At 72.9% G+C, this 23,429-nt stretch carries 23 protein-coding genes and 1 pseudogene; 6 read left to right on the top strand and 18 right to left on the bottom strand.

The features are described from left to right. Positions 1-145: 145 nt before the first annotated feature. Both HDC93_RS34215 and HDC93_RS34220 read right to left on the bottom strand, forming a co-directional pair. Positions 146-892 carry a polysaccharide deacetylase family protein gene (locus tag HDC93_RS34215; protein ID WP_398987515.1) on the bottom strand — a complete coding sequence of 249 codons (747 nt, stop codon included), beginning with the start codon at positions 890-892 and terminating at the stop codon, positions 146-148. Continuing rightward, entirely contained in the window at positions 859-1,737 is an 879-nt protein-coding gene (locus tag HDC93_RS34220) for a polysaccharide deacetylase family protein (protein WP_311774703.1), read from the bottom strand. The genes HDC93_RS34215 and HDC93_RS34220 overlap by 34 nt, the downstream gene beginning before the upstream one ends. Positions 1,738-1,912: 175 nt before the next feature. Here HDC93_RS34220 and HDC93_RS34225 point away from each other — a divergent pair, with 175 nt between their 5' ends. Beyond that, positions 1,913-3,076, top strand: a complete 1,164-nt coding sequence (locus HDC93_RS34225; protein ID WP_185014709.1) for a THUMP-like domain-containing protein — start codon at positions 1,913-1,915, stop codon at positions 3,074-3,076. Positions 3,077-3,079: 3 nt separating this feature from the next. On the opposite strand, the pseudogene HDC93_RS34230 reads toward HDC93_RS34225, so the two are convergent. The 3 genes and pseudogenes from HDC93_RS34230 to HDC93_RS34240 all read right to left on the bottom strand — a co-directional run. Then, positions 3,080-3,289 (bottom strand): annotated as a pseudogene (locus HDC93_RS34230) (RNA polymerase subunit sigma-24); the annotation flags it as partial. Between the two features lie 74 nt (positions 3,290-3,363). Further along, entirely contained in the window at positions 3,364-4,401 is a 1,038-nt protein-coding gene (locus HDC93_RS34235; RefSeq protein WP_311774704.1) for an LCP family protein, read from the bottom strand. A 333-nt stretch (positions 4,402-4,734) separates the two neighbouring features. Next, entirely contained in the window at positions 4,735-5,796 is a 1,062-nt protein-coding gene (locus HDC93_RS34240; RefSeq protein ID WP_185014710.1) for a LacI family DNA-binding transcriptional regulator, read from the bottom strand. A gap of 136 nt (positions 5,797-5,932) precedes the next feature. Here HDC93_RS34240 and HDC93_RS34245 point away from each other — a divergent pair, with 136 nt between their 5' ends. Beyond that, positions 5,933-8,233: a glycoside hydrolase family 3 N-terminal domain-containing protein gene (locus HDC93_RS34245; RefSeq protein WP_185014711.1), complete on the top strand. Its 2,301-nt coding sequence runs from the start codon at positions 5,933-5,935 to the stop codon at positions 8,231-8,233. 18 nt (positions 8,234-8,251) lie between these two features. Here HDC93_RS34245 and HDC93_RS34250 read toward each other — a convergent pair whose 3' ends face one another. From HDC93_RS34250 to tsaB, 4 genes are read right to left on the bottom strand one after another with little or no spacing between them, the layout of a single operon-like run. Continuing rightward, positions 8,252-8,509: a hypothetical protein gene (locus HDC93_RS34250; protein ID WP_185014712.1), complete on the bottom strand. Its 258-nt coding sequence runs from the start codon at positions 8,507-8,509 to the stop codon at positions 8,252-8,254. Then, a complete protein-coding gene (gene tsaD / locus HDC93_RS34255; protein ID WP_185014713.1) occupies positions 8,506-9,597 on the bottom strand; it encodes a tRNA (adenosine(37)-N6)-threonylcarbamoyltransferase complex transferase subunit TsaD in 1,092 nt (363 codons plus the stop codon). Before tsaD ends, HDC93_RS34250 begins: the two co-directional genes overlap by 4 nt. Next, entirely contained in the window at positions 9,590-10,096 is a 507-nt protein-coding gene (gene rimI, locus HDC93_RS34260; RefSeq protein ID WP_311774705.1) for a ribosomal protein S18-alanine N-acetyltransferase, read from the bottom strand. Before rimI ends, tsaD begins: the two co-directional genes overlap by 8 nt. Then, entirely contained in the window at positions 10,093-10,746 is a 654-nt protein-coding gene (gene tsaB / locus HDC93_RS34265) for a tRNA (adenosine(37)-N6)-threonylcarbamoyltransferase complex dimerization subunit type 1 TsaB (protein WP_185014714.1), read from the bottom strand. The genes rimI and tsaB overlap by 4 nt, the downstream gene beginning before the upstream one ends. A 111-nt stretch (positions 10,747-10,857) precedes the next feature. Here tsaB and HDC93_RS34270 point away from each other — a divergent pair, with 111 nt between their 5' ends. After that, entirely contained in the window at positions 10,858-11,418 is a 561-nt protein-coding gene (locus tag HDC93_RS34270) for a hypothetical protein (RefSeq protein ID WP_185014715.1), read from the top strand. A gap of 32 nt (positions 11,419-11,450) precedes the next feature. Here the strand turns inward: HDC93_RS34270 and HDC93_RS34275 are convergent, their stop codons facing one another. The 5 genes from HDC93_RS34275 to HDC93_RS34295 form a co-directional block, all read right to left on the bottom strand. Then, positions 11,451-11,618, bottom strand: coding sequence for a hypothetical protein (locus HDC93_RS34275; RefSeq protein WP_185014716.1), 168 nt, complete (start codon positions 11,616-11,618; stop codon positions 11,451-11,453). A 205-nt stretch (positions 11,619-11,823) separates the two neighbouring features. Beyond that, on the bottom strand, positions 11,824-12,342 hold the full coding sequence (gene tsaE, locus HDC93_RS34280) for a tRNA (adenosine(37)-N6)-threonylcarbamoyltransferase complex ATPase subunit type 1 TsaE (RefSeq protein ID WP_185014717.1): 519 nt from the start codon (positions 12,340-12,342) through the stop codon (positions 11,824-11,826). After that, complete coding sequence (locus HDC93_RS34285) at positions 12,311-13,567, bottom strand: alpha/beta fold hydrolase (protein WP_185014718.1); 1,257 nt, start codon at positions 13,565-13,567, stop codon at positions 12,311-12,313. The genes tsaE and HDC93_RS34285 overlap by 32 nt, the downstream gene beginning before the upstream one ends. Positions 13,568-13,696: 129 nt before the next feature. Then, positions 13,697-14,863 carry an alanine racemase gene (gene alr / locus HDC93_RS34290; protein WP_185014719.1) on the bottom strand — a complete coding sequence of 389 codons (1,167 nt, stop codon included), beginning with the start codon at positions 14,861-14,863 and terminating at the stop codon, positions 13,697-13,699. 665 nt (positions 14,864-15,528) lie between these two features. Then, entirely contained in the window at positions 15,529-16,959 is a 1,431-nt protein-coding gene (locus HDC93_RS34295; protein WP_185014720.1) for an NAD(P)H-hydrate dehydratase, read from the bottom strand. Positions 16,960-17,126: 167 nt separating this feature from the next. Here HDC93_RS34295 and HDC93_RS34300 point away from each other — a divergent pair, with 167 nt between their 5' ends. Then, positions 17,127-18,284 carry a hypothetical protein gene (locus tag HDC93_RS34300; RefSeq protein WP_185014721.1) on the top strand — a complete coding sequence of 386 codons (1,158 nt, stop codon included), beginning with the start codon at positions 17,127-17,129 and terminating at the stop codon, positions 18,282-18,284. 249 nt (positions 18,285-18,533) lie between these two features. Continuing rightward, positions 18,534-18,806 (top strand): hypothetical protein, encoded by a 273-nt coding sequence (locus HDC93_RS34305; protein WP_185014722.1) that lies wholly within the window; start codon positions 18,534-18,536, stop codon positions 18,804-18,806. A 4-nt stretch (positions 18,807-18,810) separates the two neighbouring features. On the opposite strand, the gene HDC93_RS34310 is transcribed toward HDC93_RS34305, so the two are convergent. The 4 genes from HDC93_RS34310 to HDC93_RS34325 all read right to left on the bottom strand — a co-directional run bounded on the left by HDC93_RS34310 (position 18,811) and on the right by HDC93_RS34325 (position 22,240). After that, positions 18,811-19,182: a holo-ACP synthase gene (locus HDC93_RS34310; RefSeq protein WP_185014723.1), complete on the bottom strand. Its 372-nt coding sequence runs from the start codon at positions 19,180-19,182 to the stop codon at positions 18,811-18,813. A gap of 10 nt (positions 19,183-19,192) precedes the next feature. Next, the gene (locus tag HDC93_RS34315; protein WP_185014724.1) at positions 19,193-19,459 is read right to left on the bottom strand and encodes a hypothetical protein; all 267 of its coding nucleotides are present in this window, start codon (positions 19,457-19,459) and stop codon (positions 19,193-19,195) included. Positions 19,460-19,693: 234 nt separating this feature from the next. Further along, positions 19,694-21,541 carry a glutamine--fructose-6-phosphate transaminase (isomerizing) gene (glmS, locus tag HDC93_RS34320; RefSeq protein ID WP_185014725.1) on the bottom strand — a complete coding sequence of 616 codons (1,848 nt, stop codon included), beginning with the start codon at positions 21,539-21,541 and terminating at the stop codon, positions 19,694-19,696. Positions 21,542-21,655: 114 nt separating this feature from the next. Then, positions 21,656-22,240, bottom strand: coding sequence for an ABC transporter permease (locus HDC93_RS34325; RefSeq protein ID WP_260419923.1), 585 nt, complete (start codon positions 22,238-22,240; stop codon positions 21,656-21,658). Positions 22,241-22,347: 107 nt separating this feature from the next. On the opposite strand from HDC93_RS34325, the gene coaA reads away from it, so the two are divergent. Continuing rightward, the gene (gene coaA, locus HDC93_RS34330) at positions 22,348-23,316 is read left to right on the top strand and encodes a type I pantothenate kinase (protein WP_185014726.1); all 969 of its coding nucleotides are present in this window, start codon (positions 22,348-22,350) and stop codon (positions 23,314-23,316) included. The last annotated feature ends 113 nt before the right edge of the window (positions 23,317-23,429 follow it).

Here is a 23,429-nt window from a genome sequence, read left to right on the forward strand (position 1 = left end):
TCCGTCGGACGGTCCGCCCGGCAGTCCCTCGGACGGTCCGCCCGGCGGTCCCTCGGACGGTCCGCCCGGCGGTCCGTCAGGTGGCCCTACCGGTGGTCCGTCAGGTGGCCCTACCGGTGGTCCTGCAGGTGTCCTACAGGTGGTCCTACAGGTGGTCCTCCAGCCGCCCCACCCGAAGCCCCTTCCGCTTGATCTCGCGCAGCAGCCGCACGGTCCGTTCGGCCAGGCTCGGGGACATCGTCTCGCCCGCCGGCACCGAGACGATGTCGCCGGGCCGCAGGCCCGGCTCGCCCCGGGTGTAGGTCAGTTCGCCGTCGGCGTCCAGGGACGCGCGCCACAGCACGACCGCCGTGACGCCGCAGTCGGCCGCCGCGCGCAGGGTCGTCAGGTCGTAGCTGCCGTAGGGCGGGCGGAAGAGGTGGGGGCTGATGCCGAAGCGGGAGCGGAGTTTGTGCTGCTGGCCGCAGATCTCGGCGCGCTGGCCGGCGTAGGGCAGGCCGCGCAGGGCCGGATGGTCGAGGGTGTGGTTCTGGATGGACGCGCCGACCGCGCGCAGCCGGGCGAAGTGGCCGTAGCCGGGGCCCACGACGCTGTCGGTGAGGAACATGCTGACGGGAAGGCGCCGTTCGCGGACGAGGCCGACGAAGCGGGGGTCGCGCTCTGCGCCGTCGTCGTAGGTGAGGAAGACGACGGGTTCGCGGGTGGGGATGTGGTCCACGACGGGCGGCAGCCGGCGGGTGTCGCCCTCCGCGCGGGGCGGGTCCTGTGCCCGGCCGTCGGCGGCGCCCGGCCGCTCCCCCGCTCCCCCGGCGCAGCCGGCCAGCAGGACCGCGCACAGCAGGGCGGCGGCCGGCCGCCTCACAGGTAGTCCTCCAGCCGCCCGACCGCGTATCCCTGGGCCGTCACCTTGTTCAGGAAGCGGCGGATCATGTCGGCCATCGTGCCCTTCCACTGGTCGCGGCCCCGGAAGTGCGTGAGGACGATGTCGCCCCGGCGCAGTTTGCGGTCCCCCTCGCGGTACTCCCAGTGGTCGGCGAAGACCTCCTGGTTCCACAGGGGGGCGTACGCGATGCCGCAGGTCTTGGCGGCGCGCAGGGTCGCCCGGTCGTAGCTGCCGTAGGGCGGGCGGAAGAGGGTGGGGCGCTTGCCGAACCGCCGCTCCAGGTAGCGCTGCATGCCGCAGATCTCGCGCTTCTGCGCCCGGTAGGACATGCCCCGCAGATTGGGGTGGTGGAGGGTGTGGTTGTTCAGGACCACGCCCCTGGACTGCATCGTCCGGAAGTAGCGGGTGTCGTCCTTGACCAGGTAGCCGCTGAGGAAGGCGGTGTACGGGACGTCCAGGTCGCTCATCATCCGCAGGAACGCAGGATCCTTCTCGGCGCCGTCGTCGATGGTGAGGAAGACGACCTTGTCCCGGGTGGGGACCGTGGTGAAGACGGGCGGCAGGCCCAGCTCCCGGTGGCCGTCCACCTCGAAGCCCTCGCGGGTCCTGATCCTCGGCTTCTGCGCGGGGGCCGGCGGGGCGGCGCGCGGGACCTTGCGCAGGCCCCAGCGGTGCGCGGCGGCGACCCGGGCGGCGTGCGCGGCGCGCAGCTTGGTGGCATAGGAGTCGAGCGCGCGGGCCGGGGGCGCGTCGAGGGGCTGCTGGCCACCCGCCGGGGTGACCTGGTCGCCGCCGCCCTGCGCGCAGCCGGAGGCGATGGCGGCGAGGACGAGCACGGTGAGGCCGATCCGCACACCCGCGGACCTCCGCCCCCATGCCCGGCTTTTGTCACTTTGTACGACTGCTCGCATGGTGCCGGATCCTCGCAGCGCCTCCCGTCGATCCCGGTCCGACACCGCGGCCGTCGCCCCACCATCCACCGACTGGCCCACACGCCACCCGCCCGCCGCCGTGGCCGACAATGATCCGGTGAACGACCTCGCTCCCCTCCTCACCCCCGAAGGCCGCGCCCTCCTCGACGAGGTGCGGGACACCGACCCGGCACAGGAGCTGGCCGTCGCGACCCGGCTGCGCCGCGAGCACCCCGCCGAGCTGGTGTCGGCGGCGCTCGGGCAGGCGCGGCTGCGGCAGCGGGCGGTGGCGAAGTTCGGGGCGGAGGACGCGGGCCGGATGTTCTTCACGCCGAACGGCGTCGAGCAGTCGACCCGGGCGAGCGTGGCGGCCTACCGGGCCCGGCGGATGGCCGAGGCGGGCATCACCTCGGTCGCCGACCTGTGCTGCGGCATCGGCGGTGACGCGATCGCGCTGGCCCGCGCCGGGATCCGGGTGCTGGCCGTGGACCGGGACCCGCAGACGGCCGCGGCGGCCCGGGCGAACGCCGACGCGCTGGGCCTGTCCGGCCTTGTCGAGGTGTGCGAGACGGATGTCACGGACGTGGACACGGCCGGTTTCGACGCCGTGTTCGTCGACCCCGCCCGGCGCGGCGGCCGCGGCCGGATCTTCGACCCCGAGGCCTACTCGCCGCCCCTGTCCTGGGCGGTCTCCGCGGCCCGCCGGGCCCCGCGAGTCGCCGCGCTGAAGGTCGCCCCCGGCATCCCGCACGAGGCGGTCCCCGAGGACGCCGAGGCCGAGTGGATCTCCGACGGCGGGGACGTCAAGGAGGCGGTGCTGTGGTTCGGCACCGAGCCGGGGGCGGTCCGGGCGACCCTCCTGCCGGGCCCCCGCACCCTGCTCTCCCGCGGCCTGCCCGATCCGCAGGTCCGCCCGCCCGGCCGCTACCTCTACGAGCCCGACGGCGCCGTCATCCGCGCCCACCTGGTCGCCGAGGTGGCCGACCAGGTGGACGGCGGGCTGCTCGACGCGACCATCGCGTACGTCACGGCCGACGCCCTGCACCCGGCCCCGTACGCCACCGCCTACGAGATCACCGACCATCTGCCCTTCAACGTCAAGAAGCTGAAGGCGCTGCTGAGGGAGCGCCGGGTCGGCATTCTGACCGTCAAGAAGCGGGGCTCGGCGGTCGAGCCGGAGGAGCTCCGCAAGAAGGTCAAGCCGCAGGGGCCGCACGCGGCCACGGTGTTCCTGACCCGGGTCGCGGGGGCACCGGCGATGCTCATCGGGCACCCCGCCTGACCTTCAGGACGGCTCGGCCGCCCTCCGCAGCAGCAGGTCCCGCTCCCTCTCGTTGCGTGTGAGCGACGCCGCCCGTTCGAACGCCGCCCGGGCCTCGGCCGCACGGCCGAGGCGGGCCAGGAGGTCGCCTCGGACGCTGGGCAGCAGGTGGTAGTCGCGCAGGACGGGGTCGCCGGTCAGGGCGTCCACGAGGACGAGGGCCGCGGCCGGGCCCCTGGGACATCGAGACGTCGCGTCCGCGCAGGTCAGCGCGGGTCAGTGCGGGCGCGGGTCAGTACGGGCGCGGGTCAGTGCAGCGACTCCCACAGCTTCCCCGCCTCGGGCTCCTCGGCCACCACCCGGTTGGGGTCCGACGGGGCCTGCACCACGGGCATCATCACCGTCCGCACCCCGCTCGCCGGAAGGCCCTTCAGGCTCTGGGCGAGCCGGGTCAGTTCGGCGAGGGAGTCCAGGCCGGTGTCGGTGGTGAGGCCGGCGGTGACCGTGTCCGCGACGCGGTACAGCCTGGCCGGGTCGGTGAGCAGGTCCTGGGAGGCGATCTGCTCCAGCAGGGCCTTCACCAGCTTCTGCTGGAGGCCTATGCGGCCCAGGTCGCTGCCGTCGCCTATGCCGTGCCGGGTGCGGGCCAGCGCGAGCGCCTGGGTGCCGTCGAGGTGGTGGGTGCCCGCCTCGAGCCGCAGATGGCTGTCCTCGTCGGCGATGTCCTCGTCCGTGGTGACGGTGACCCCGCCGAGCGCGTCGACCAGCTTGGCGAAGCCCGAGAAGTCGATCTCGAGGTAGTGGTCCATGCGGACGTTCGTCATCGCCTCGACCGTCTTCACGGCGCAGACCGGTCCGCCGACCTCGTACGCGCTGTTGAACATGGAGTGGTGGGCGACCGACGTCGACCCCCCGGAGGGGCGCGGGCAGGACGGGCGGGTGACCAGGGTGTCGCGCGGGATGCTCACCACCGTCGCGCTGGTCCGCCCGGCGTCGAGGTGGACGACCATCGCCGTGTCGGAGCGGGCGCCGGAGCTGTCGCCGCCGCCGAGCCGGCGGTTCTCCTCGCCGCTGCGCGAGTCCGAGCCCAGGACCAGGATGTTGAGGGCCTCGCTCGGCAGGGCCGGGCCCGAGGGCGACGGTGTGGTCACCGGCTTCGGCGGCCGGTTGTCGCCCAGCGCGTTGTCGATGTCGACGCCTGTGATGTTGTCGCTGAGATGCCAGTAGGCCCAGCCCGCCGCTCCGGCGCCCAGCACCAGCGTCCCCGCCAGAGTGAGGCCGGCGATCTTCAGTGCTCTCGACCGCCGGCCCACGTCCGCGCCCTCGTCCCCGTTGAGTCCCGTCACGGGCAGGAACGTAAGTCCGAATTATTACGGGCAGGGAGCCCAGGGCGCCCATTCTTCGGAAATTCTCAGATTTCAGGACCCGGGATCACCCCAGCGTCACCACCGGCACCGGATCGCCCCCGCTCCACGAGCCGTTGGACCAGAACGTCACCGAACCGCCGTCCGGTACCGAGCCGTCGCAGGGGGCGTGGGCGCAACTGACCGCCGTCGGCAGGGATGTCCGTAAGCCCGGTCCCAGGGATCTCCTTGCGGGCACCTTCGAAAGTTTCGGCTGTGTAACCGATTGGCTTCGGGGCAGTGTGGAGGCGTCCGGAACACCCGTCAATACACCTGCTATTCCGCAGGTCCCGCCGTGCTGCTGCGCACCACCAGACTCGTCGCCAGCTCCACCCTCGTCGCCGCCTCGGTCCCCTCGTCCCGCCCCAGGTCGAGGACCAGCTTGGCCGCGGCCTCGGCCATCTCCGTCAGCGGCTGCCGTACGGTCGTCAGCGGCGGCCCGACCCAGGGCGCCACCGGCAGATCGTCGAAGCCGACCACGCTCAGGTCCTCCGGGATGCGCAACCCCAGCTCGCGCGCGGCCTCGTACAGCCCGAGCGCCTGGAGGTCGTTCCCGGCGAAGACGGCGGTCGGCCGGTCCGGGCGGCGCAGCAGTTCCAGGCCCTGCCGGTAGCCGGCCTCGTGGTGGAAGTCGCCGGTGGTGATCAGGGCGGGATCCACCGGCAGCCCGGCCGTCTCCAGCGCGGCCCGGTAGCCGTCGATCCGGGCCCGGCTGCACATCATCTGCGAGGGCCCGCTGATCGCGCCGATCCTGCGGTGCCCCAGCTCGACCAGATGCCGGGTGGCGGCGAGGCCGCCCTGCCAGTTGGTCGCGCCGATCGACGGCACGTCGGCGCCGGGGTCGCCGGCCGGGTCCATCACGACGAACGGGATGGAACGGCTGGTCAGCAGCGCCCGCTGCGACTCGTCGAGCCCGGACAGGACCAGGATCACGCCGTGCGGCCGGCGCGCGGCGACCTGGTCGGCCCAGGTCCGCCCGGGTGTGAGCCGCCCGGCGCTCTCGGACAGCACGACGCTGAGCCCGGCGTCCCGGGCCACGTTCTCCACGCCCCGGATGACCTCCATCGCCCAGGCGCTCTCCAGCTCGTGGAAGACCAGGTCGATCAGGGGTGAACGGGTCGCCTCGGCACGGCGGCGGCGGTAGCCGTGGGCGCGCAGCAGGTCCTCGACACGGGACCGGGTGGCCGGGGCGACGTCGGCCCGGCCGTTGAGGACCTTCGAAACAGTCGGTGCCGAGACGCCCGCCTCACGGGCGATCTCGGCGAGCGTCGCGGTTTGCGCGGTGCGCCCCTGCGTCCGGGTCTGCGTCCGGCTTTCAACGGGCTCCGGGGATGTCATGGCGGCGATCGTAACCCTGCGGGCCCCCTTGACGAAGTCCTCGCACCGCCATAGGTTCCCGGAACATTCGAAGTTCATAACGAAACATTCGTGAAACGTTCGTGAGAGGGCTGTCCGTCCACCCGACAGGAGCTTCATGACCACCGCGCCCTGGCGTGACCCCGCGCTGCCCGCCGCCGCCCGCGTCGACGACCTGCTCTCCCGGATGACCCTGGAGGAGAAGACCGCCCAGTTGTACGGCGTGTGGGTGGGCGCCGCGACGGACGGCGACGGAGTCGCTCCGCACCAGCACGACATGACCGTCGACTACGACTGGGCCGAGCTGATCACCCACGGCCTCGGCCAGCTGACGCGCTCCTTCGGCACCGCCCCGGTGGACCCGGCCCTCGGCGCGCAGGCCCTGGCGCGTGCCCAGCGCCGTATCGCCGCGGCCGGCCGCTTCGGCATCCCGGCGATCGCGCACGAGGAGTGCCTGGCCGGCTTCACCGCCTGGCGGGCCACGGCCTACCCGGTCCCGCTGGCCTGGGGCGCGACCTGGGATCCGCCGCTGGTCGAGGAGATGGCCCGCCGCATCGGCGACGACCTGCGCTCGGCCGGTGTGCACCAGGGCCTCGCACCCGTGCTGGACGTCGTACGCGATCCGCGCTGGGGCCGCGTGGAGGAGACCATCGGCGAGGACCCGTATCTGGTCGCCACGGTCGGCACGGCCTATGTGCGGGGCCTTGAGTCGGCCGGGGTCGTCGCCACGCTCAAGCACTTCGCCGGGTACGCCTCCTCGGCCGGTGCCCGCAACCTCGCCCCCGTGCGGGCGGGGGTCCGCGAGTTCGCCGACGTCACCCTGCCGCCCTTCGAGATGGCCCTGCGCGAGGGCGGGGCCCGCTCGGTGATGGCCGCCTACACCGAGACGGACGGGGTCCCGGCCTCCGCCGACCCCGGGCTGCTGACCCGTCTCCTGCGCGAGGAGTGGGGCTTCACCGGCACGGTCGTCGCCGACTACTTCGGCATCGGCTTCCTCCAGACCCTCCACCGGGTCGCCGGAACCCCCGCCGAGGCGGCCCACGCGGCCCTCACCGCCGGCATCGACGTCGAGCTGCCCACTGTCAGGTGCTACGGCCGCCCACTGCTGGAGGCGGTCCGCTCGGCCGAGGTCCCCGAGGAGCTCGTGGACCGCGCGGCCCGCCGCGTCCTGCTCCAGAAGTGCGAACTGGGCCTGCTGGACGAGGACTGGACACCCGAGCCGGCCACGGCGATCGACCTCGACTCTACGGCCAACCGCGTCCTGGCCCGCCGCCTGGCCGAGGAGTCGGTGGTCCTGCTCGACAACCCCGACGGCCTGCTCCCGCTGGCCTCCGACACCCGCATCGCGGTGGTCGGTCCCCGGGCGGCCGACGCCCTGGCCATGCTGGGCTGCTACTCCTTCCCGTCCCACGTCCTGCCCCACCACCCCGAGGTGCCGGTCGGCATCGAGATCCCGACCGTCCTGGACGCCCTGCGCTCCGAACTCCCCGACGCCAAGGTGACGTTCGCGCAGGGCTGCGACGTGACCGACCCGGACACCGGGGGCTTCGAGGAGGCCATCGCCCGCACCGCCGAGGCGGACGTGTGCGTGGCGGTCCTCGGCGACCGGGCGGGCCTGTTCGGCCGGGGCACCTCCGGCGAGGGCTGCGACGCGACGGACCTCGGCCTGCCGGGCGCCCAGGGCGAGTTGCTGGACGCGCTGGTCGCCACCGGCGTCCCCGTGGTGCTGGTGCTGCTGGCCGGCCGCCCCTACGCGCTGGGCCGCTGGCACGACCGCCTGGGCGCGGTCGTCCAGGCCTTCTTCCCGGGCGAGGAGGGCGGTCCGGCGGTCGCGGGCGTCCTGTCGGGCCGGGTCAACCCCTCCGGCCGCCTGCCCGTCAGCGTCCCGCGGCTCCCCGGCGGGCAGCCCTGGACCTACCTCCAGCCGCCCCTGGGCCTCGCGGGCGAGGTCAGCAACCTCGACCCGACCCCGCTGTACGCATTCGGCCACGGCCGCTCGTACGCGGCGTTCGCCTGGGAGGTGCCCGCCGCCACCGGGCCGGTCGAGATCGGCACGGACGGCTCGTACGAGGTGTCGGTGACCGTCCGCAACACGGGTGCTCGCGAGGCCGCGGAGGTGGTGCAGCTGTATCTGCACGACCCGGTGGCGTCCGTGACGCGCCCCGACATGCGGCTGATCGGCTACCGGCGTGTGACGGCGGCCCCCGGCGACGCGGCCCGGGTGACCTTCCGCTTCCACGCCGACCTGTCGTCCTTCACCGACCGCTCGGGCCGCCGGGTGGTCGAGCCGGGCGCCCTGGAACTGAGGCTGGCGGCGTCGAGCGCGGACGTGCGGCACACCGCGCACCTCACGTTGACGGGCCCGGTCCGGGTGCTCGGCCCCGACCGGCGGCTGCGCTGCGAGACCGAGGTGTCCTAGGGCCCGGGCCGGCCCCGGTCAGCCTTCGGTGACCGACTCGAACCGCCACCGGTGCACCGCCCGCGTGACCAGTTCCCCGTCCGGCTCGGGCAGTTCGGGCAGCTCGGCGTCGTAGGGCGCGTCCCACCAGGTGATGACGAGGACCCGGTCCTGCGGTGCCCGGAAGATCTCCCGGCGCAGGGGCTCCCGCGCGAGCTCCTGCGCCCGCGCCCAGGCGAGCAGGTCCTCGCCCCGCCCGTCGGACGCCCGGGCCTCCCACATCAACGCGACCGTCACGAGTAGAGGTTCTCCTTGCTGACCTCGTGCACATGGTCGTGGTCGTGCCCGGGCACGTGCGGCTCGGTCACCGGCAGGGACGAGTCCGCCGACAGGTCCCAGGCCGACGCCGCCCGGTTCCGGGCGACCATCTCGGCGCCCAGGGCGGCGACCATCGCGCCGTTGTCGGTGCACAGCTTGGGCCGCGGCACGCGCAGCCGGATGCCGGCGGCCTCGCAGCGCTCCTGGGCAAGGACGCGCAGCCGGGAGTTGGCGGCCACTCCGCCGCCGATCATCAGGTGGTCGACGCCCTCGTCCTTGCAGGCCCGGACGGCCTTGCGGGTCAGCACATCGACGACCGCCTCCTGGAAGGACGCCGCCACGTCCCGCACCGGCACTTCCTCCCCCGCCGCCCGCTTGGCCTCGATCCAGCGGGCCACGGCGGTCTTCAGCCCCGAGAAGGAGAAGTCGTAGGCCGGGTCGCGCGGTCCGGTCAGGCCCCGGGGGAAGGTGATCGCGTTCGGGTCGCCCTCCTTCGCGTACCGGTCGATGACCGGGCCGCCGGGGAAGCCCAGGTTCAGCACCCGGGCGATCTTGTCGAAGGCCTCGCCGGCCGCGTCGTCGATGGTGGCGCCCATCGGGCGGACGTCGGAGGTGATGTCCGAGGACAGCAGCAGCGAGGAGTGGCCGCCGGAGACCAGCAGGGCCATGGTCGGCTCGGGCAGCGCGCCGTGCTCCAGCTGGTCCACGCAGATGTGCGAGGCGAGGTGGTTGACGCCGTAGAGCGGCTTGCCGAGGGCGTAGGCGTAGGCCTTCGCCGCGGAGACGCCGACCAGCAGGGCACCGGCGAGGCCGGGACCGGCGGTGACGGCGATGCCGTCGAGGTCGCGGGCGGTGACGCCCGCTTCCTTCAGCGCGCGGTCGATGGTGGGGACCATCGCCTCCAGGTGGGCGCGGCTCGCGACCTCCGGGACGACGCCGCCGAAGCGGGCGTGCTCGTCGACGCTGGAGGCGACGGCGTCGGCCAGCAGGGTGGTGCCCCGGACGATGCCGACGCCGGTCTCGTCGCAGGAGGTCTCGATTCCCAGTACGAGGGGTTCGTCAGCCATTGATCTCGGTTCCTTGTACGGAGTTCTCGGGGGCGGTCAGGCGCATCACCAGGGCGTCCACGTTCCCGGGCTGGTAGTAGCCGCGCCGGAAACCGATGGGCTCGAAGCCGAAGCGCTCGTACAGCTTCTGTGCGCGGACGTTGTCGACCCGGCACTCCAGCATCACCTCGGCGCACTCGAAGGCGCCGGCCGCCCGCAGCAGTTCGGCGAGCAGCCGGCCGCCGAGACCGGTGCCCCACAGCTCGCGGGAGACGGCGATGGTCTGGACGTCGGCCTGCTCGCCGGTGGCGACCAGACCGGCGTAGCCGACGATCCGGGAGCCGTCCTCGGCGACCACGTACCGCCGGTTGGCCCCGGGACCCCGCGCATGGGCCAGCTCGGACCAGAACATGCCCCGGGACCAGGCGTCCTCGGGGAACAGGTCCCGCTCCAGTTCCAGCACGGAGTCGATGTCCCACCAGCGCATCTCGCGCAGCGCACACGTCACGGGTTCGGTCACTTGGGGGTGACCACCTTGTAGTTCTTGGGGACCTGGGCGTCGGGGCGGCGCAGGTACAGCGGCCGGGGCGCGGGGAGTTCCTCGCCGGCCGCCAGCTTCTCGGCGGCCAGCCGGGCGAGGGCGGCGGCGGAGACGTGCTCCGGCTCGTGCGCCTTGGGGAAGGTGTCCGGGTACAGCAGCGCGCCCGCGCCGACCGCGGGCAGCCCCTCGACCTGCGCGGCGATGTCTGCGGGCCGGTCCACGGCCGGGTCGGTGACCCGGGTCCGGGAGTCGCTGTAGCGGGCCCAGTACACCTCCTTGCGGCGGGCGTCGGTCGCGACGACGAACGGGCCTTTCAGGTCGGCGGCGTAGGCGAGGCCGTCCAGCGTGCACACGCCGTGCACGGGGACACCGAGCGCGAGCCCGAAGGTGTCCGCGGTCATCAGGCCGACGCGCAGCCCGGTGTACGGTCCCGGACCGATCCCGGCGACGACCCCCGTGACGGCGTCGAGCCGCAGACCGGCCTCCGCGAGGATCCGGTCGATCGCCGGCAGCAGCAGTTCCCCGTGCCGCCGCGCGTCCACCTGACTCGAGGAGGCGATGACATCGCGTCCGTCGTGCAGCGCGACGGTGACGGCGGGCGTGGCGGTATCCAGAGCGAGCAAGAGCACGCAAACAGCCTACGGCTCTCCGGGGCCCGGCACGGCCGCACCTGTCGGGTCGTCACGTGCTGCTACCGTCACCTACCGTCACGACAGCGATACGACGTGAGGTGGACTCCGGTGTCAGCCAGCAGCTCGGGAATCGTGGCCGGGCTCACCGCCGCGGCCCTCGCGACGGTCGGCTACCTCGCCCATCAGGCGGCCGAGTCCCTCCCCGCCGGCCTGGGCAGAACGGCGCACGCGGGCGCCACACCGGCGGCCGGCACATCGAAGGCGCCCCCGCTGAAGAAGGACCCCACGGGACTGCCCGGCGACTCGGGCAAGGGCGCCCGGGTCGTGTACTCGCTGCGCGGTGACCGGGTGTGGCTGGTCGCCGGGGACGAAACGGTCAGCCGCACGTTCGAGGTCGACCCGAGCGCGGTGGACCCGGCGCCGGGCAGCTACGCGGTGACGTCCCGCTCGAGCGCGGTCACCGGGTCCGACGGTGTCCCGGTCGAGCACGTGGTGCGCTTCGCGACCGTGGACGGCGTGGTGGTCGGCTTCAGCTCGGCCGTGGGGGGCCCGACCGCCCCCGCCCCCGACCCGAAGGCCCGCACGGGCGGCATCCGCGAGTCCCGCGCGGACGGCGACGCCATGTGGACGTTCGCGACGATCGGCCGCACGGTGGTGGTGGTCCGTTAGGACGGGTCGTCCGGGTCGGTCCTAGGCCTGCCCTAGGCCGCTTCGCGGTGCTCGGGGACCCGCTCGGAGAACTCCGGGTCGGGAGCGCGCGGGGGCGTGGAGACCAGCGCCGCCGCCTCGCCGGCCGCCAGCAGATCGCGCATGGACACCCCGGCGACCGCGAACCGCTGCGGCTGCCCCTTGCTCTCTGTAGCCGACATCGACGCCTCCCGAAGGGCCGGGGCAAACGAAGTTAGGTACACCTAACTACGGACTGGCTACCATGTGACCACGCACAAGACGCCGGACGCAACATCTTGCCGACGTCTTGTCGGAACGTTCATCAAATGACCGCACACCGGGACCAGGCGCAGCGGGGACCCGGGCGGCGGGAACCCGGGCGGCGAGCAGTCAGGCACCACGCATTCAGGCGGCGAGCACGCTCAGATCCGCCTCGGCCCAGCGTTCACCCAGACCGGTGACGGTCATCTGCCGGACCTCGTCGGTGGTGTCGCCCACCGCCCGGTGGATCACGACCTGGAGCCGGTCCTCGGTCAGCTCCTCGACCTTGCCCTCGCCCCACTCCACGACCACCACGGAGTCGGGCAGTGAGACGTCGAGGTCGAGGTCCTCCATCTCGTCCAGACCGCCGGAGAGGCGGTAGGCGTCGACGTGGACCAGCGGCGGTCCCTCGCTCAGCGAGGGGTGCACCCGGGCGATGACGAACGTCGGCGAGGTGACGGCCCCGCGCACGCCGAGCCCCTCGCCCAGCCCACGGGTCAGCGTCGTCTTGCCCGCGCCGAGCTCCCCGCTGAGCATCACCAGGTCACCGGCGCGCAGCAGTTTCGCGAGCCGGCGGCCCAGCTCCCGCATCTGCTCGGGGGACGTGACGACGATCTGGACGGAACCGGACTCAGCCGGGCTGTGCGGTGCTGGTGCTTCCATAGCCCTTCACGGTAGCTCCTGCGGGCACGGCACCCGTGCGGGTGAGGAGGTCGGCGAGGCGGTCGGTGACCACTTCCGGGTGTTCCAGCATCACCAGGTGGCCCGCGTCCGGCACCAGCACCAGCTCGGCGTCCGGCAGCAGATCGGCGATGGCCTCGCTGTGCTCACTCGGCGTGACCAGGTCCTGCACCCCGGCCAGGACGAGCACGGGCAGCTCCGCGAAGTGGACGAGCGCCTCGGTCTTGTCGTGGTCGTTGAACGCCGGGTAGTACTCGGCGACCACGTCGATCGGCGTGCTCTCGATCATCCGCTCGGCGAACCGGGCGACGGCCGGGTCGACGTCCCGGGACGCGAACGAGTACCGCTTGATGATCCCGGCGAACAGGTCCGCGGTCGCCCGGCGCCCCTTCTCCACCAGCTCGGCCCGCTGCCCCAGCACCTTCAGCACTCCGGGCAGCACGCGCCGCACCGCGTTGACCCCGGCGACCGGCAGGCCGTAGTTGACCTCGCCGAGCCGCCCCGAGGACGTCCCCACGAAGGCGACCCCGACGACCCGCTCGCGGATCAGCTCGGGGTACTGGTCGGCCAGCGCCATGACCGTCATGCCGCCCATGGAGTGCCCGACGAGCACGAGCGGGCCTTCGGGGGCCGCCGCGTCCATGACGGCCTTCAGGTCCCGGCCCAGCTGCTCGATCGTGACCGGCTCGTCCCGCCCCTGGGCCACGCCACGGCCGGACCGGCCATGGCTGCGCTGGTCCCAGTGCACCGTCCGCACGACGCCCCGCAGGGCCGCCCGCTGGAAGTGCCAGGAGTCCTGGCTGAGGCAGTAGCCGTGGCTGAAGACCACGGTGACGGGAGCGGGTGACTTGCGGCCGAAGAGCCGTCGGCGGCGCGGGCCGATGGCGGCCGGCGCGGCCTCCGGGTCGAGGTCGTCGACCTCGTAGTACAGCTCGGTGCCGTCGTCGGCGACCGCCTTGCCCGGCATGCCGCGCAGCGAGCCGTACGGCCCGGCCGAGTCCAGGGCGAGCCGGGCCTTCTGGCGCATGCCGCGGCCGACCGTCATCCGTTCCAGGGCGACGCCGGCGGCCGCGCCCGCGGCCACCACGCCTATCGCCATGCCGGCGATACCGGTCGCCCGGCGCCAGCCTCCCGCCGCCCCCGCGGCGGAGGCCGCGACGGCCGCGGAGGCGACGTCCGCGACGACCTCCGCACTGCTCTCGCTCACGTACCGCTCCTCTTCGCCGGGATGCTGTCGGGTGCCTCACCGGGCCCGGCGAGTCGGTGGGGCCCGGTGCAGCTGATGTTGCTCGATGTTGTCAGGGTGCCCGGTGTTCCTCGTGTGACCCCGTCCGAGTTACCCGTCCTGTTCCTCATTCACATAGACGCGAGGAACACGCGTTCCGATCCGGGTCACGATCTCGTAGGCGATGGTTCCGGCCGCCTGGGCCCAGTCCTCCGCGGTGGGCTCTCCGCGGTCCCCGGGCCCGAAGAGGACCGCCTCGGCCCCCGCCGCGGGCTCGTCGCCCCCCAGATCCACCACGAACTGGTCCATCGCGACCCGCCCGGCGATCGTGCGCCACTTGCCCTCGACCAGGACCGGCCCGGCCGAGGAGGCGTGCCGCGGGACGCCGTCCGCGTAGCCCAGCGGCACCAGGCCGAGGGTGGTCGCGCCGGGTGTCACGTAGCGGTGGCCGTAGCTGACGCCGTGCCCGCCCGGTACGTGCTTGACCAGGGCCAGCGAGGCGGACAGCGTCATCACCGGGCGCAGCCCGAAGTCGGCCGGGGTGCCCAGCTCCGGGCTTGGCGAGATGCCGTAGGTGGCGATGCCGGTGCGGACCAGGTCGAAGTGGCTCTCGGGGAGCGTGAGCGTGGCCGGCGAGTTGGCGATGTGCCGGACCTCGGGCCGTACGCCCTGTCCCTCGGCGTACGCGACCATGTCGCGGAACACGCCGAGCTGGGCGGCGATGGATGGGTGCCCCGGCTCGTCGGCGCAGGCGAAGTGCGACCACAGCCCCGTGACGCGCAGCAGCCCCTCGGCCTCGGCCCGCAGAGCCGCACGGACCAGCGCGGCCCAGTCGTCCCCGGGCTGGCACCCGTTGCGCCCCAGCCCCGTGTCCGCCTTGAGCTGCACGCGGGCGGGCCGGTCGGCACCCCTGGCCGCCTCGACGACCTCCTCCAGGGCCCACATCCCGCTGACGGACACGTCCAGCTCGGCCTCGATCGCCTCGCGCCACGGTCCGCCGGGCGTCCACAGCCAGCACATGATGCGGCCCGGCAACCCGGCGGCCCGCAGGGCGAGGGCCTCCTCGGGCGTGGCCGTGCCCAGCCAGCTCGCCCCGGCGGCGACGGCAGCCCGGGCACACGGCACGGCACCGTGCCCGTACGCCTCGGACTTCACCACGGCCATCACGGCCGCGCCCGGCGCATGGGCGCGCAGAGCCCGCACATTGGCCCGCAGGGCGGCCAGATCGATCTCGGCCCGGGCCCGCAGGGGCGCGGCCGGGGCTGTTCTCTCGCTCATCGCGCCCAGTGTCTCAGAGGGCCCGGACACCACTGCGACGGCAGGCCCACGGTTGCCCCGGCTCCTGCCCCGGGCGACTCGGCAACGCCCTCGCCCTTCAACCCGTCCGACGCCTGAGGACGAGGCCGTCCGGGCCGAAGCGGGGGCCCCGGACTCGCAACGCCCCCGCCCTTCACCCCGCCCAGCGCCTGAGGACGAAGCCGTCCGGGCCGAAACGAAGGCCCCGCACTCAACGACGCCCCCGCCTCGGCAACGCCCCTGCCTTTCAACCCGTCCGACGCCTGAGGACGAAGCCGTCCAGGCCGAAACGAAGGCCCCGCACCCAGCAACGCCCCCGCCTCGGCAACGCCCCTGCCTTTCAACCCGTCCGACGCCTGAGGACGAAGCCGTCCAGGCCGAAACGAAGGCCCCGCACTCAACAACGCCCCCGCCTCGGCAACGCCCCTGCCTTTCAACCCGTCCGACGCCTGAGGACGAGGCCGTCCGGGCCGAAGCGGGGGCCCGGGGGCGGCAGCGCCCGGTGTCGGGACGGGAAGGGGCGGAGGGGGCGACCCAACCCCACAGCAACCCCCACCCACCCTCGCCGACCCCCCACCGCCACTGCTACGGCCACACCCACCGCCACCGCCACCGCCGCAGCCACAGCCACAGCCCCCTGAAATCACTCAGCCAAGAACATTCCGCCAAGCCCCCGGAACCGCATCCGCCACATCATGCGCCCCCACCGGCGCCCCATCCGCCGCCAACCGCCCGGCGAGCCCGTGCAGATACGCCCCCACACTCCCCGCATCCACCGCCGACAACCCCGCCGCCAGCAACGACCCGCCCAGCCCCGACAACACGTCCCCGCTCCCGGCCGTCGCCAGCCACCCCGTCCCCGTCGGATTCACCCGCACCGCCCCACCCCCCGAGTCGGCCACCAGCGTCGTGGACCCCTTCAGCAGCACCGTCGCCCCGTACCGCCGCGCCAGCTCCCGGACCGCCGCCAGCCGACCGCCCTCGACCTCCCCCCGCTCCACACCCAGCAGGGCCGCCGCCTCCCCCGCGTGCGGCGTCATCAGCGTCGGCGCCCGCCGCCCCCGCACGACCTCCGCGTCCGCCAGCCGCAACCCGTCCGCGTCGATCAGCACCGGCACGTCCGCCGCCAGCACCTCCGCCACCGTCGCCGCGTCGTCCCCGGCCCCCGGCCCGACGACCCACGCCTGGACCCGCCCGGCATGCTTCGGCCCCCGATCCGACACGAGCGTCTCGGGAAACCGCGCGATGACGGCGTCCCCGGCCGGCCCGACGTACCGTACGGCCCCGGCCCCGCCCCGCAGCGCGCCCGAGACGGCGAGCACCGCGGCCCCCGGGTACCGCGCCGACCCGGCGGCGATCCCGACCACGCCCCGCCGGTACTTGTCGCTCTCCGCCCCCGGCACGGGCAGCAGCCGGGCCACGTCCTCGTGCTGCAACGCCTCCAGCTCCGGCTCGACCGGCAGCTCCAGCCCGATGGCGACCAGCCGCACCGACCCCGCGTACTCCCGTGCGGGATCGATGAGGAGCCCCGGCTTGTGCGTCCCGAACGTCACGGTCAGATCGGCCCGTACGGCATGCCCGTGCACCTCGCCGGTGTCGGCGTCGACGCCGCTCGGCAGATCGACGGCGACGACGGCACCGCACGAGCGCCCGGCCGCGGAGGCCAACGGCACCGCGTCCGGCCGCAGCCCGCCCTTCCCGCCGATCCCGACGATCCCGTCGACGACGAGGTCCGCGCCCTCGACCAGCGCCTCCCCGCCACCGGCCCCCGCGACCCGCCCCCCGGCCCGCCGCAACGCCGCGAGCCCCGCCGCGTGCGCCCGCTCCGGCGCGAGCAGCACCGCCGTGACCCCGGCCCCCCGACGGGCCAGCCGGGCTCCGGCGTACAGGGCGTCACCCCCGTTGTCGCCACTGCCGACCAGCAGCACGACCCTGCTGCCGTACACCCGCCCCAGCAGGTCGGCGCAGGCCGCGGCGAGCCCGGCGGCGGCGCGTTGCATCAGCGCCCCCTCCGGCAGCCGCGCCATCAGCTCCCGTTCGGCGGTCCGGACCGTCTCCACGCTGTACGCAGTACGCATGCGGTCGAGTTTCCCGCAGGACCGCCGCCCCACTCCCCCTCACACGCCTCCTCCGCACCGGCGAACCCTGTCGCACCCATTGACGCTTTGCCGCCCCTTTGCCAGACTCCCGCCCGCATAGAAAGCGCTTGCACACTCCCCCCTCGTTCGACGAAACCGAGGCCCCCATGGGACGCAGAGCCGCATTACTGGCAGCCGCCGGCGCCACCGCCCTCCTCACCGCCGCCGGCACCCTGACCGCCCCCGCCACGGCCGCCGCCCCCACACGCGCACTGGCCTGCGGAGACGGCTCCTACCAGGCCGAGGCCGTACAGAGCGGTGGCAATTGGACCGCCCGGCGCGGCGGCAGCACCGTCTACACCGGCACCGACATGCGCGCGGCCGTCCAGGCGGCCGTCAACAGCCTCACCTCCGGGCGTACTTCGAAGGAACGGGTCGTGGTCCGCGGCTCGGGTTCGGTCTCGGCGGGCTCCCGCATCTCGCTGCCGAGCTACACCGTCCTCGACGTCTGCGGCACGATCGACGTCACCGGCAGCGGCTCGGGCGACCAGGCGCCCGTCTACTCGCGCGGCACCCGTGACATCGAGGTCCAGAACCTCAAGCTCACCGGCACCCCGCTGTACGGCATCTTCCTGCGCAACGTCCAGAACGTGGTGCTCGGCCAGATCGACATGCGTCTGACCCGCGGCCTGGGCGTCCGCATCGACAACCGCGGTGACACCAGCCAGTGGACGCGCAACGTCCGCATCGACGACGTCCACGTCTCCGGCGCGTCCAGCCACGCGGTCGAGACCTACGGCGTCGACGGCATCACCATCGGCACGGTGACGGCCCGCAACGTCGGAGAGTCGGGCCTGCTGCTCAACCGGACCATCAACGCCAAGGTCACCAAGGTGGACGCCGAGAACGCCGGCACGGGCACCGGCTACGCCGCCTTCCGCATGGCCAACCGCAACGGCCGGGTCGGCAGCGGCTATCCCACCAACATCCGGGTCGGCGAGGTCGTCGCGCGCGGCGGCGGACGCGGCGTGTTCTGCGTCTCGGAGAGCGGCGGGGCCGTCATCGACAAGGTGACGCTCTCCACCACCGGCAACAACTCGGTCCTGATCGAGAACTGCTACAACGTCAGTCTCGCGGCGCAGAGCGGCACGATCACGGGCGGCGGCGAACTGCGCCTGGCGGCCCGCGCGGAGTTCCCCAACAACAAGGACATCACCATCCAGAACCTGACGGTCACCAACTCGGCCATCAGGGAGAGCCCGTGCGGCGAGAACACGACGTTCCGCAACATCACGCGCGTGAACAGCAGCCAGTCGATCTGCTGACCCGGACCCCCATGCTCCGAAACCCCCGCCACCACACCGACACTGTTGGCGAATCCGGGTCCTGAACGTGACGTCGGCCTTCACGACCGCAACGGGTCGTGAAGGCCGACGTCACGTTCAGCCCCCTGGATTCACCGACAGTGTCCCGCACCCGGCGGGGGTTTCGGGGGTCCCCGCCTCACGGACGACGCCCCGGGCGTATGATCGAGCCGTGTTTTGAACTCGTTCAAAAATGGGGATCGACGAGACATGACCAGCTCGACAGCATCCGGCGACACGGACAGCCCCGCCACCGCCCTCGGCCCGACCGCCCTGATCCTCGGCGCCTTCTCGGCGGTGGGCACCGGGGCGTTCCTGATCCCGTGGACGGTGCTGGCCGGCGCCCTCGCGGTGACGTTCGGGACGACGGGCCTCCACTACGCCCGCAAGGGCACGGGCCGGCTGTGGCCTGCGGCGGCCGGTACGACCCTGGGCGCGATCGGCCTCATCGGCACGATCACGCTGATCTGGTCCATGGCCTGACGCCTCACCCCTCCGCGATCACCACCGCGGAGACCACCCCCGCGTCATGGCTCAGGGACACGTGCCAGCTCCGCACGCCGAGCTCGGCGGCCCGCGCGGCCACCGTCCCGCTCACCCGCAGCCGGGGCTGCCCACTGTCCTCGACACATACCTCGGCGTCCGTCCACAGCAGCCCGGGCGGAGCGCCGAGCGCCTTGGCCAACGCCTCCTTGGCCGCGAACCGCGCGGCGAGGGAGGCGACGCCCCGCCGCTCCCCGCTCGGCAGCAGCAGCTCCCGCTCCACGAACAGCCGCGCGGCCAGCGCGGGCGTACGCTCCAGTGAAGCCGCGAACCGCTCGATCTCGGCAACGTCGACGCCGACCCCGATGATGCTCATGGGCAGCACCCTACGGGCCGTCCGGCGCCCGCGGGCTCGGCTCCCCGGCGACCACGTCGGCTTGGTGAGTCGCGGTGACGGCACGGTCGACAAAGCGGGTGAGCCTGTCCGCGTCGGAACACAGGTGGAGACCGCGGTGGAGGTGCTTCGAGAACCCGACGCCGCGCGCCTCCAGGACACGCAGGACCGCTGCGGCCCAGGCCGAGTGGTATCCGGCGGTGAAACCCGCCGCCCACCGCTCGGGGTGTTCGGCCTCACCCGCCGCGCGTGCGTGCACGAGGGGTAGAAGTAGTCGGCGGTTTCAGGGTCCGTTGTGCGCGTCTCATGAAGGGCGGTTGTCAGCGCCTTCGGTATGGCGTCGGAATCGGCACTACGGGCGGGCGCCAGGGCGGAGAGTACGGCCAGCGACTGAGGCCTACGCTCGCGCCGTCTACGCCTAAGCCCCGGCCGGGGCAACCGTCACCGTCCCAACCGGAGCCTTCGCCGCCTTCGTCGACGCCCTCAAGGGCGACTACTCCACCGTCACCGACTTGGCCAGGTTCCGGGGCTGATCCACCTCGTTGCCCCGGGCCGTGGCCAGCTCACAGGCGAACACCTGCAGCGGCACGGTCGCCACCATCGGCTGAAGCAGCGTCGGAGTGACCGGGATCCGGACCAGGTGATCCGCGTACGGCACGACCGCCTCGTCGCCCTCCTCGGCGATCACGATCGTCCGCGCACCCCGCGCCCGGATCTCCTGGATGTTGGAGACGATCTTGTCGTGCAGCACCGACCGCCCGCGCGGCGACGGCACCACCACGACCACCGGCAGGTCCTCCTCGATCAGGGCGATCGGCCCGTGCTTCAACTCCCCGGCCGCGAACCCCTCCGCGTGCATGTAGGCGAGTTCCTTGAGCTTCAGCGCGCCTTCGAGCGCCACCGGATACCCGACGTGCCGGCCGAGGAACAGCACCGTCTTCTTCGAGGCCAGCGTGCGCGCCAGCTCCCGCACCGGCTCCATCGTGCCCAGCACCTGATCCACCGCACCGGAGATCGACGACAGGTCGCGGATCACCGCCCGGATCTCGTCACCCCACTTCGTGCCGCGCACCTGGCCCAGGTACAGGGCGACCAGGTAACACGCCACGAGCTGCGTCAGGAACGCCTTGGTCGAGGCGACGGCCACCTCAGGTCCGGCGTGCGTGTACAGCACCGCGTCCGACGCCCGGGGAATCGTCGAACCGTTGGTGTTGCAGATCGCCAGCACCTTGGAGCCCTGCTCACGGGCGTGCCGCAGCGCCATCAGCGTGTCCATGGTCTCGCCGGACTGGGAGATGGCGATGACCAGCGTCTGCGCGTCCAGGATCGGGTCCCGGTAGCGGAACTCGCTCGCGAGCTCCACCTCGCAGGGCAGCCGCGTCCAGTGCTCGATCGCGTACTTGGCGATCATCCCGGCGTGGAAGGCCGTACCGCAGGCGACGATGACGACCTTGTCGATCTCCCGCAGCACCCCCGGGGGGATCCGCACCTCGTCCAGCGTCAGCGAACCGGAACCGTCGATCCGGCCCAGGAGCGTGTCGGCGACCGCCTTGGGCTGCTCGGCGATCTCCTTGAGCATGAAGTAGTCGTAGCCGCCCTTCTCCGCGGCCGAGGCGTCCCAGTCGACGTGGTAGGACCGCACATCGGCCGGGCGGCCGTCGAAGCCCGTCACCGTCACGCCGTCCCGGCGCAGCTCCACCACCTGGTCCTGGCCGAGCTCGATCGCCGAGCGCGTGTGGGCGATGAACGCGGCGACGTCCGAGGCGAGGAAGGCCTCGCCCTCCCCGACGCCGACCACCAGCGGTGAGTTCCGCCGCGCGCCCACCACCACGTCCGGCTCGTCGGCGTGCACCGCGACCAGCGTGAACGCGCCCTCCAGCCGCCGGCACACCAGCCGCATCGCCTCGGCGAGATCCGCGCAGGAGGAGAACTCCTCGGCGAGCAGATGGGCGACGACCTCGGTGTCCGTCTCGGAGGCCAGGTCGTGGCCGCGCTCCGCGAGTTCGGCCCGCAGCAGGGCGAAGTTCTCGATGATGCCGTTGTGCACCACCGCGACCCGGCCCGCGTTGTCGATGTGCGGGTGGGCATTGGTGTCCGTCGGCCCGCCGTGCGTGGCCCACCGGGTGTGCCCGATGCCCGTCGCGCCGGCCGGCAGCGGCCTGCCGTCCAGCTCCTTCTCCAGATTGAGCAGCTTCCCGGCCTTCTTCGCCGTCGCCAGCCCGCCGTCGGCCAGGACGGCGACGCCCGCCGAGTCGTACCCCCGGTACTCCAGCCGCTTCAGCCCGGCCATCACGACCTCGAGCGCGGACTGCGGCCCCACGTATCCCACGATTCCACACATGGGCGGCAGCTTAGGGTCGATTCCCGCGCCGAACAGGCCGAAGCGTGCCCGAAATCGGAAATAATACGGGCTCAAGGCTGAGCGGAGCTGTCGCTCGTCCCGAAAGTGCACCGTTCATCCGGGGCCGAGGCGCTTCGCCCAGCCGGGCGATCTCCCACCCCTGCCTGACGTGCTTGCGGAGCGCCGCACCCGCTCGCAGTCGTCCCGGGGCATCGCCAACGGCGGACTCGCCCCACTGACCAAGGTCACCTGGCGGGGAGGCCTGCACCTGCCGACGAACCCCTCAGCGCCTGAGACCTTCGCCTGGTAAGCCCGCATGGCCAGCGGATAGAACACCAGGGCGACGCCCGCCGCCCACACCAACGACCACAACACCGGCTCCGCCACCGCCCCGCCCAGCGGCAGCCCCCGGAGCGCGTCCGACAGATGTGTCACCGGATTGACGTCGCTCCGCGCCTGGAGCCAGCCTGGCATCGTGTCGACGACGACGAACGCGCTGCTGGTGAAGGTGATCGGGAAGATGATCGTGAACGCGAACGCCTGCACCTTCTCGGCGTCGCCGGCCAGCATCCCGATCAGCACCGCGCGCCAGGAGACGGCCGCGGCGAACACCATCACGAGCAGGGCGCCGAGCAGGAAGCCGCCGAACCCGCCGGTGATGCGGAAGCCGAGCGCCAGACCGAGGCCGATCACCTGCATCGGCTTCCATCAGGAGGAAGCGGGGCGAACACCTCGCGTGACGGATCCCACCTCACCATCTGTTCGTACGCCCGTAACAATGGACTGTGATCTCTCCGGTCTCCTCGATGCCCCGGAGCGCCCACCGGCCCCGCCCGGAGGCGACTCCCTACGTCGACCTCACCCGAGCCGAGTGGAGCGCGCTGCGTGACAAGACGCCGCTGCCGCTCACGGCCGAGGAGGTCGAGAAGCTGCGCGGTCTCGGCGACGTGATCGACCTCGACGAGGTGCGGGACATCTACCTCCCGCTCTCCCGTCTGCTCAATCTCTACGTCGGCGCCACCGACGGCCTCAGAGGCGCGCTGAACACGTTCCTGGGCGAGAAGGGCTCCCAGTCGGGCACCCCGTTCGTCATAGGGGTGGCCGGCTCGGTCGCGGTGGGCAAGTCGACGGTCGCCCGCCTCCTCCAGGCCCTGCTCTCCCGCTGGCCCGAGCACCCACGCGTCGAGCTCGTCACCACCGACGGCTTCCTGCTCCCCACCAAGGAGCTCCAGGCCCGCGGCCTGATGTCCCGCAAGGGTTTCCCGGAGTCCTACGACCGGCGCGCCCTGACCCGCTTCGTCGCCGACATCAAGGCCGGCAAGGACGAGGTCACCGCGCCCGTCTACTCCCACCTGATCTACGACATCGTCCCCGACAAGAGGCTCACGGTCCGCCGCCCGGACATCCTGATCGTCGAGGGCCTGAACGTCCTCCAGCCCGCCCTGCCCGGCAAGGACGGCCGCACCCGGGTCGGTCTCGCCGACTACTTCGACTTCAGCGTGTACGTCGACGCCCGCGTCGAGGACGTCGAGACCTGGTACCTCAACCGCTTCCGCAAACTGCGCGCGACCGCCTTCCAGAACCCCTCCTCGTACTTCCGCAAGTACACCCAGGTCTCGGAGGAGGAGGCCCTCGACTACGCCCGGACGATGTGGCGCACGATCAACCGGCCGAACCTGGTCGAGAACATCGCCCCGACCCGCGGTCGCGCCACGCTCGTCCTGCGCAAGGGCCCGGACCACAAGGTGCAGCGGCTCAGCCTGCGCAAGCTGTGACTCCCGGGAAAAGACCGGTTAGTACTCCAGTCTGACTTCGCGATCTTGAGTCGGGTCCGGCTGGGAACGGGTACGGCCACCGCGTGATCATCGGGGGTTGTGTGGACTCCTGA

The organism is Streptomyces sp. AK010 (genome assembly GCF_014207295.1).
Lineage (GTDB): Bacteria > Actinomycetota > Actinomycetes > Streptomycetales > Streptomycetaceae > Streptomyces > Streptomyces massasporeus.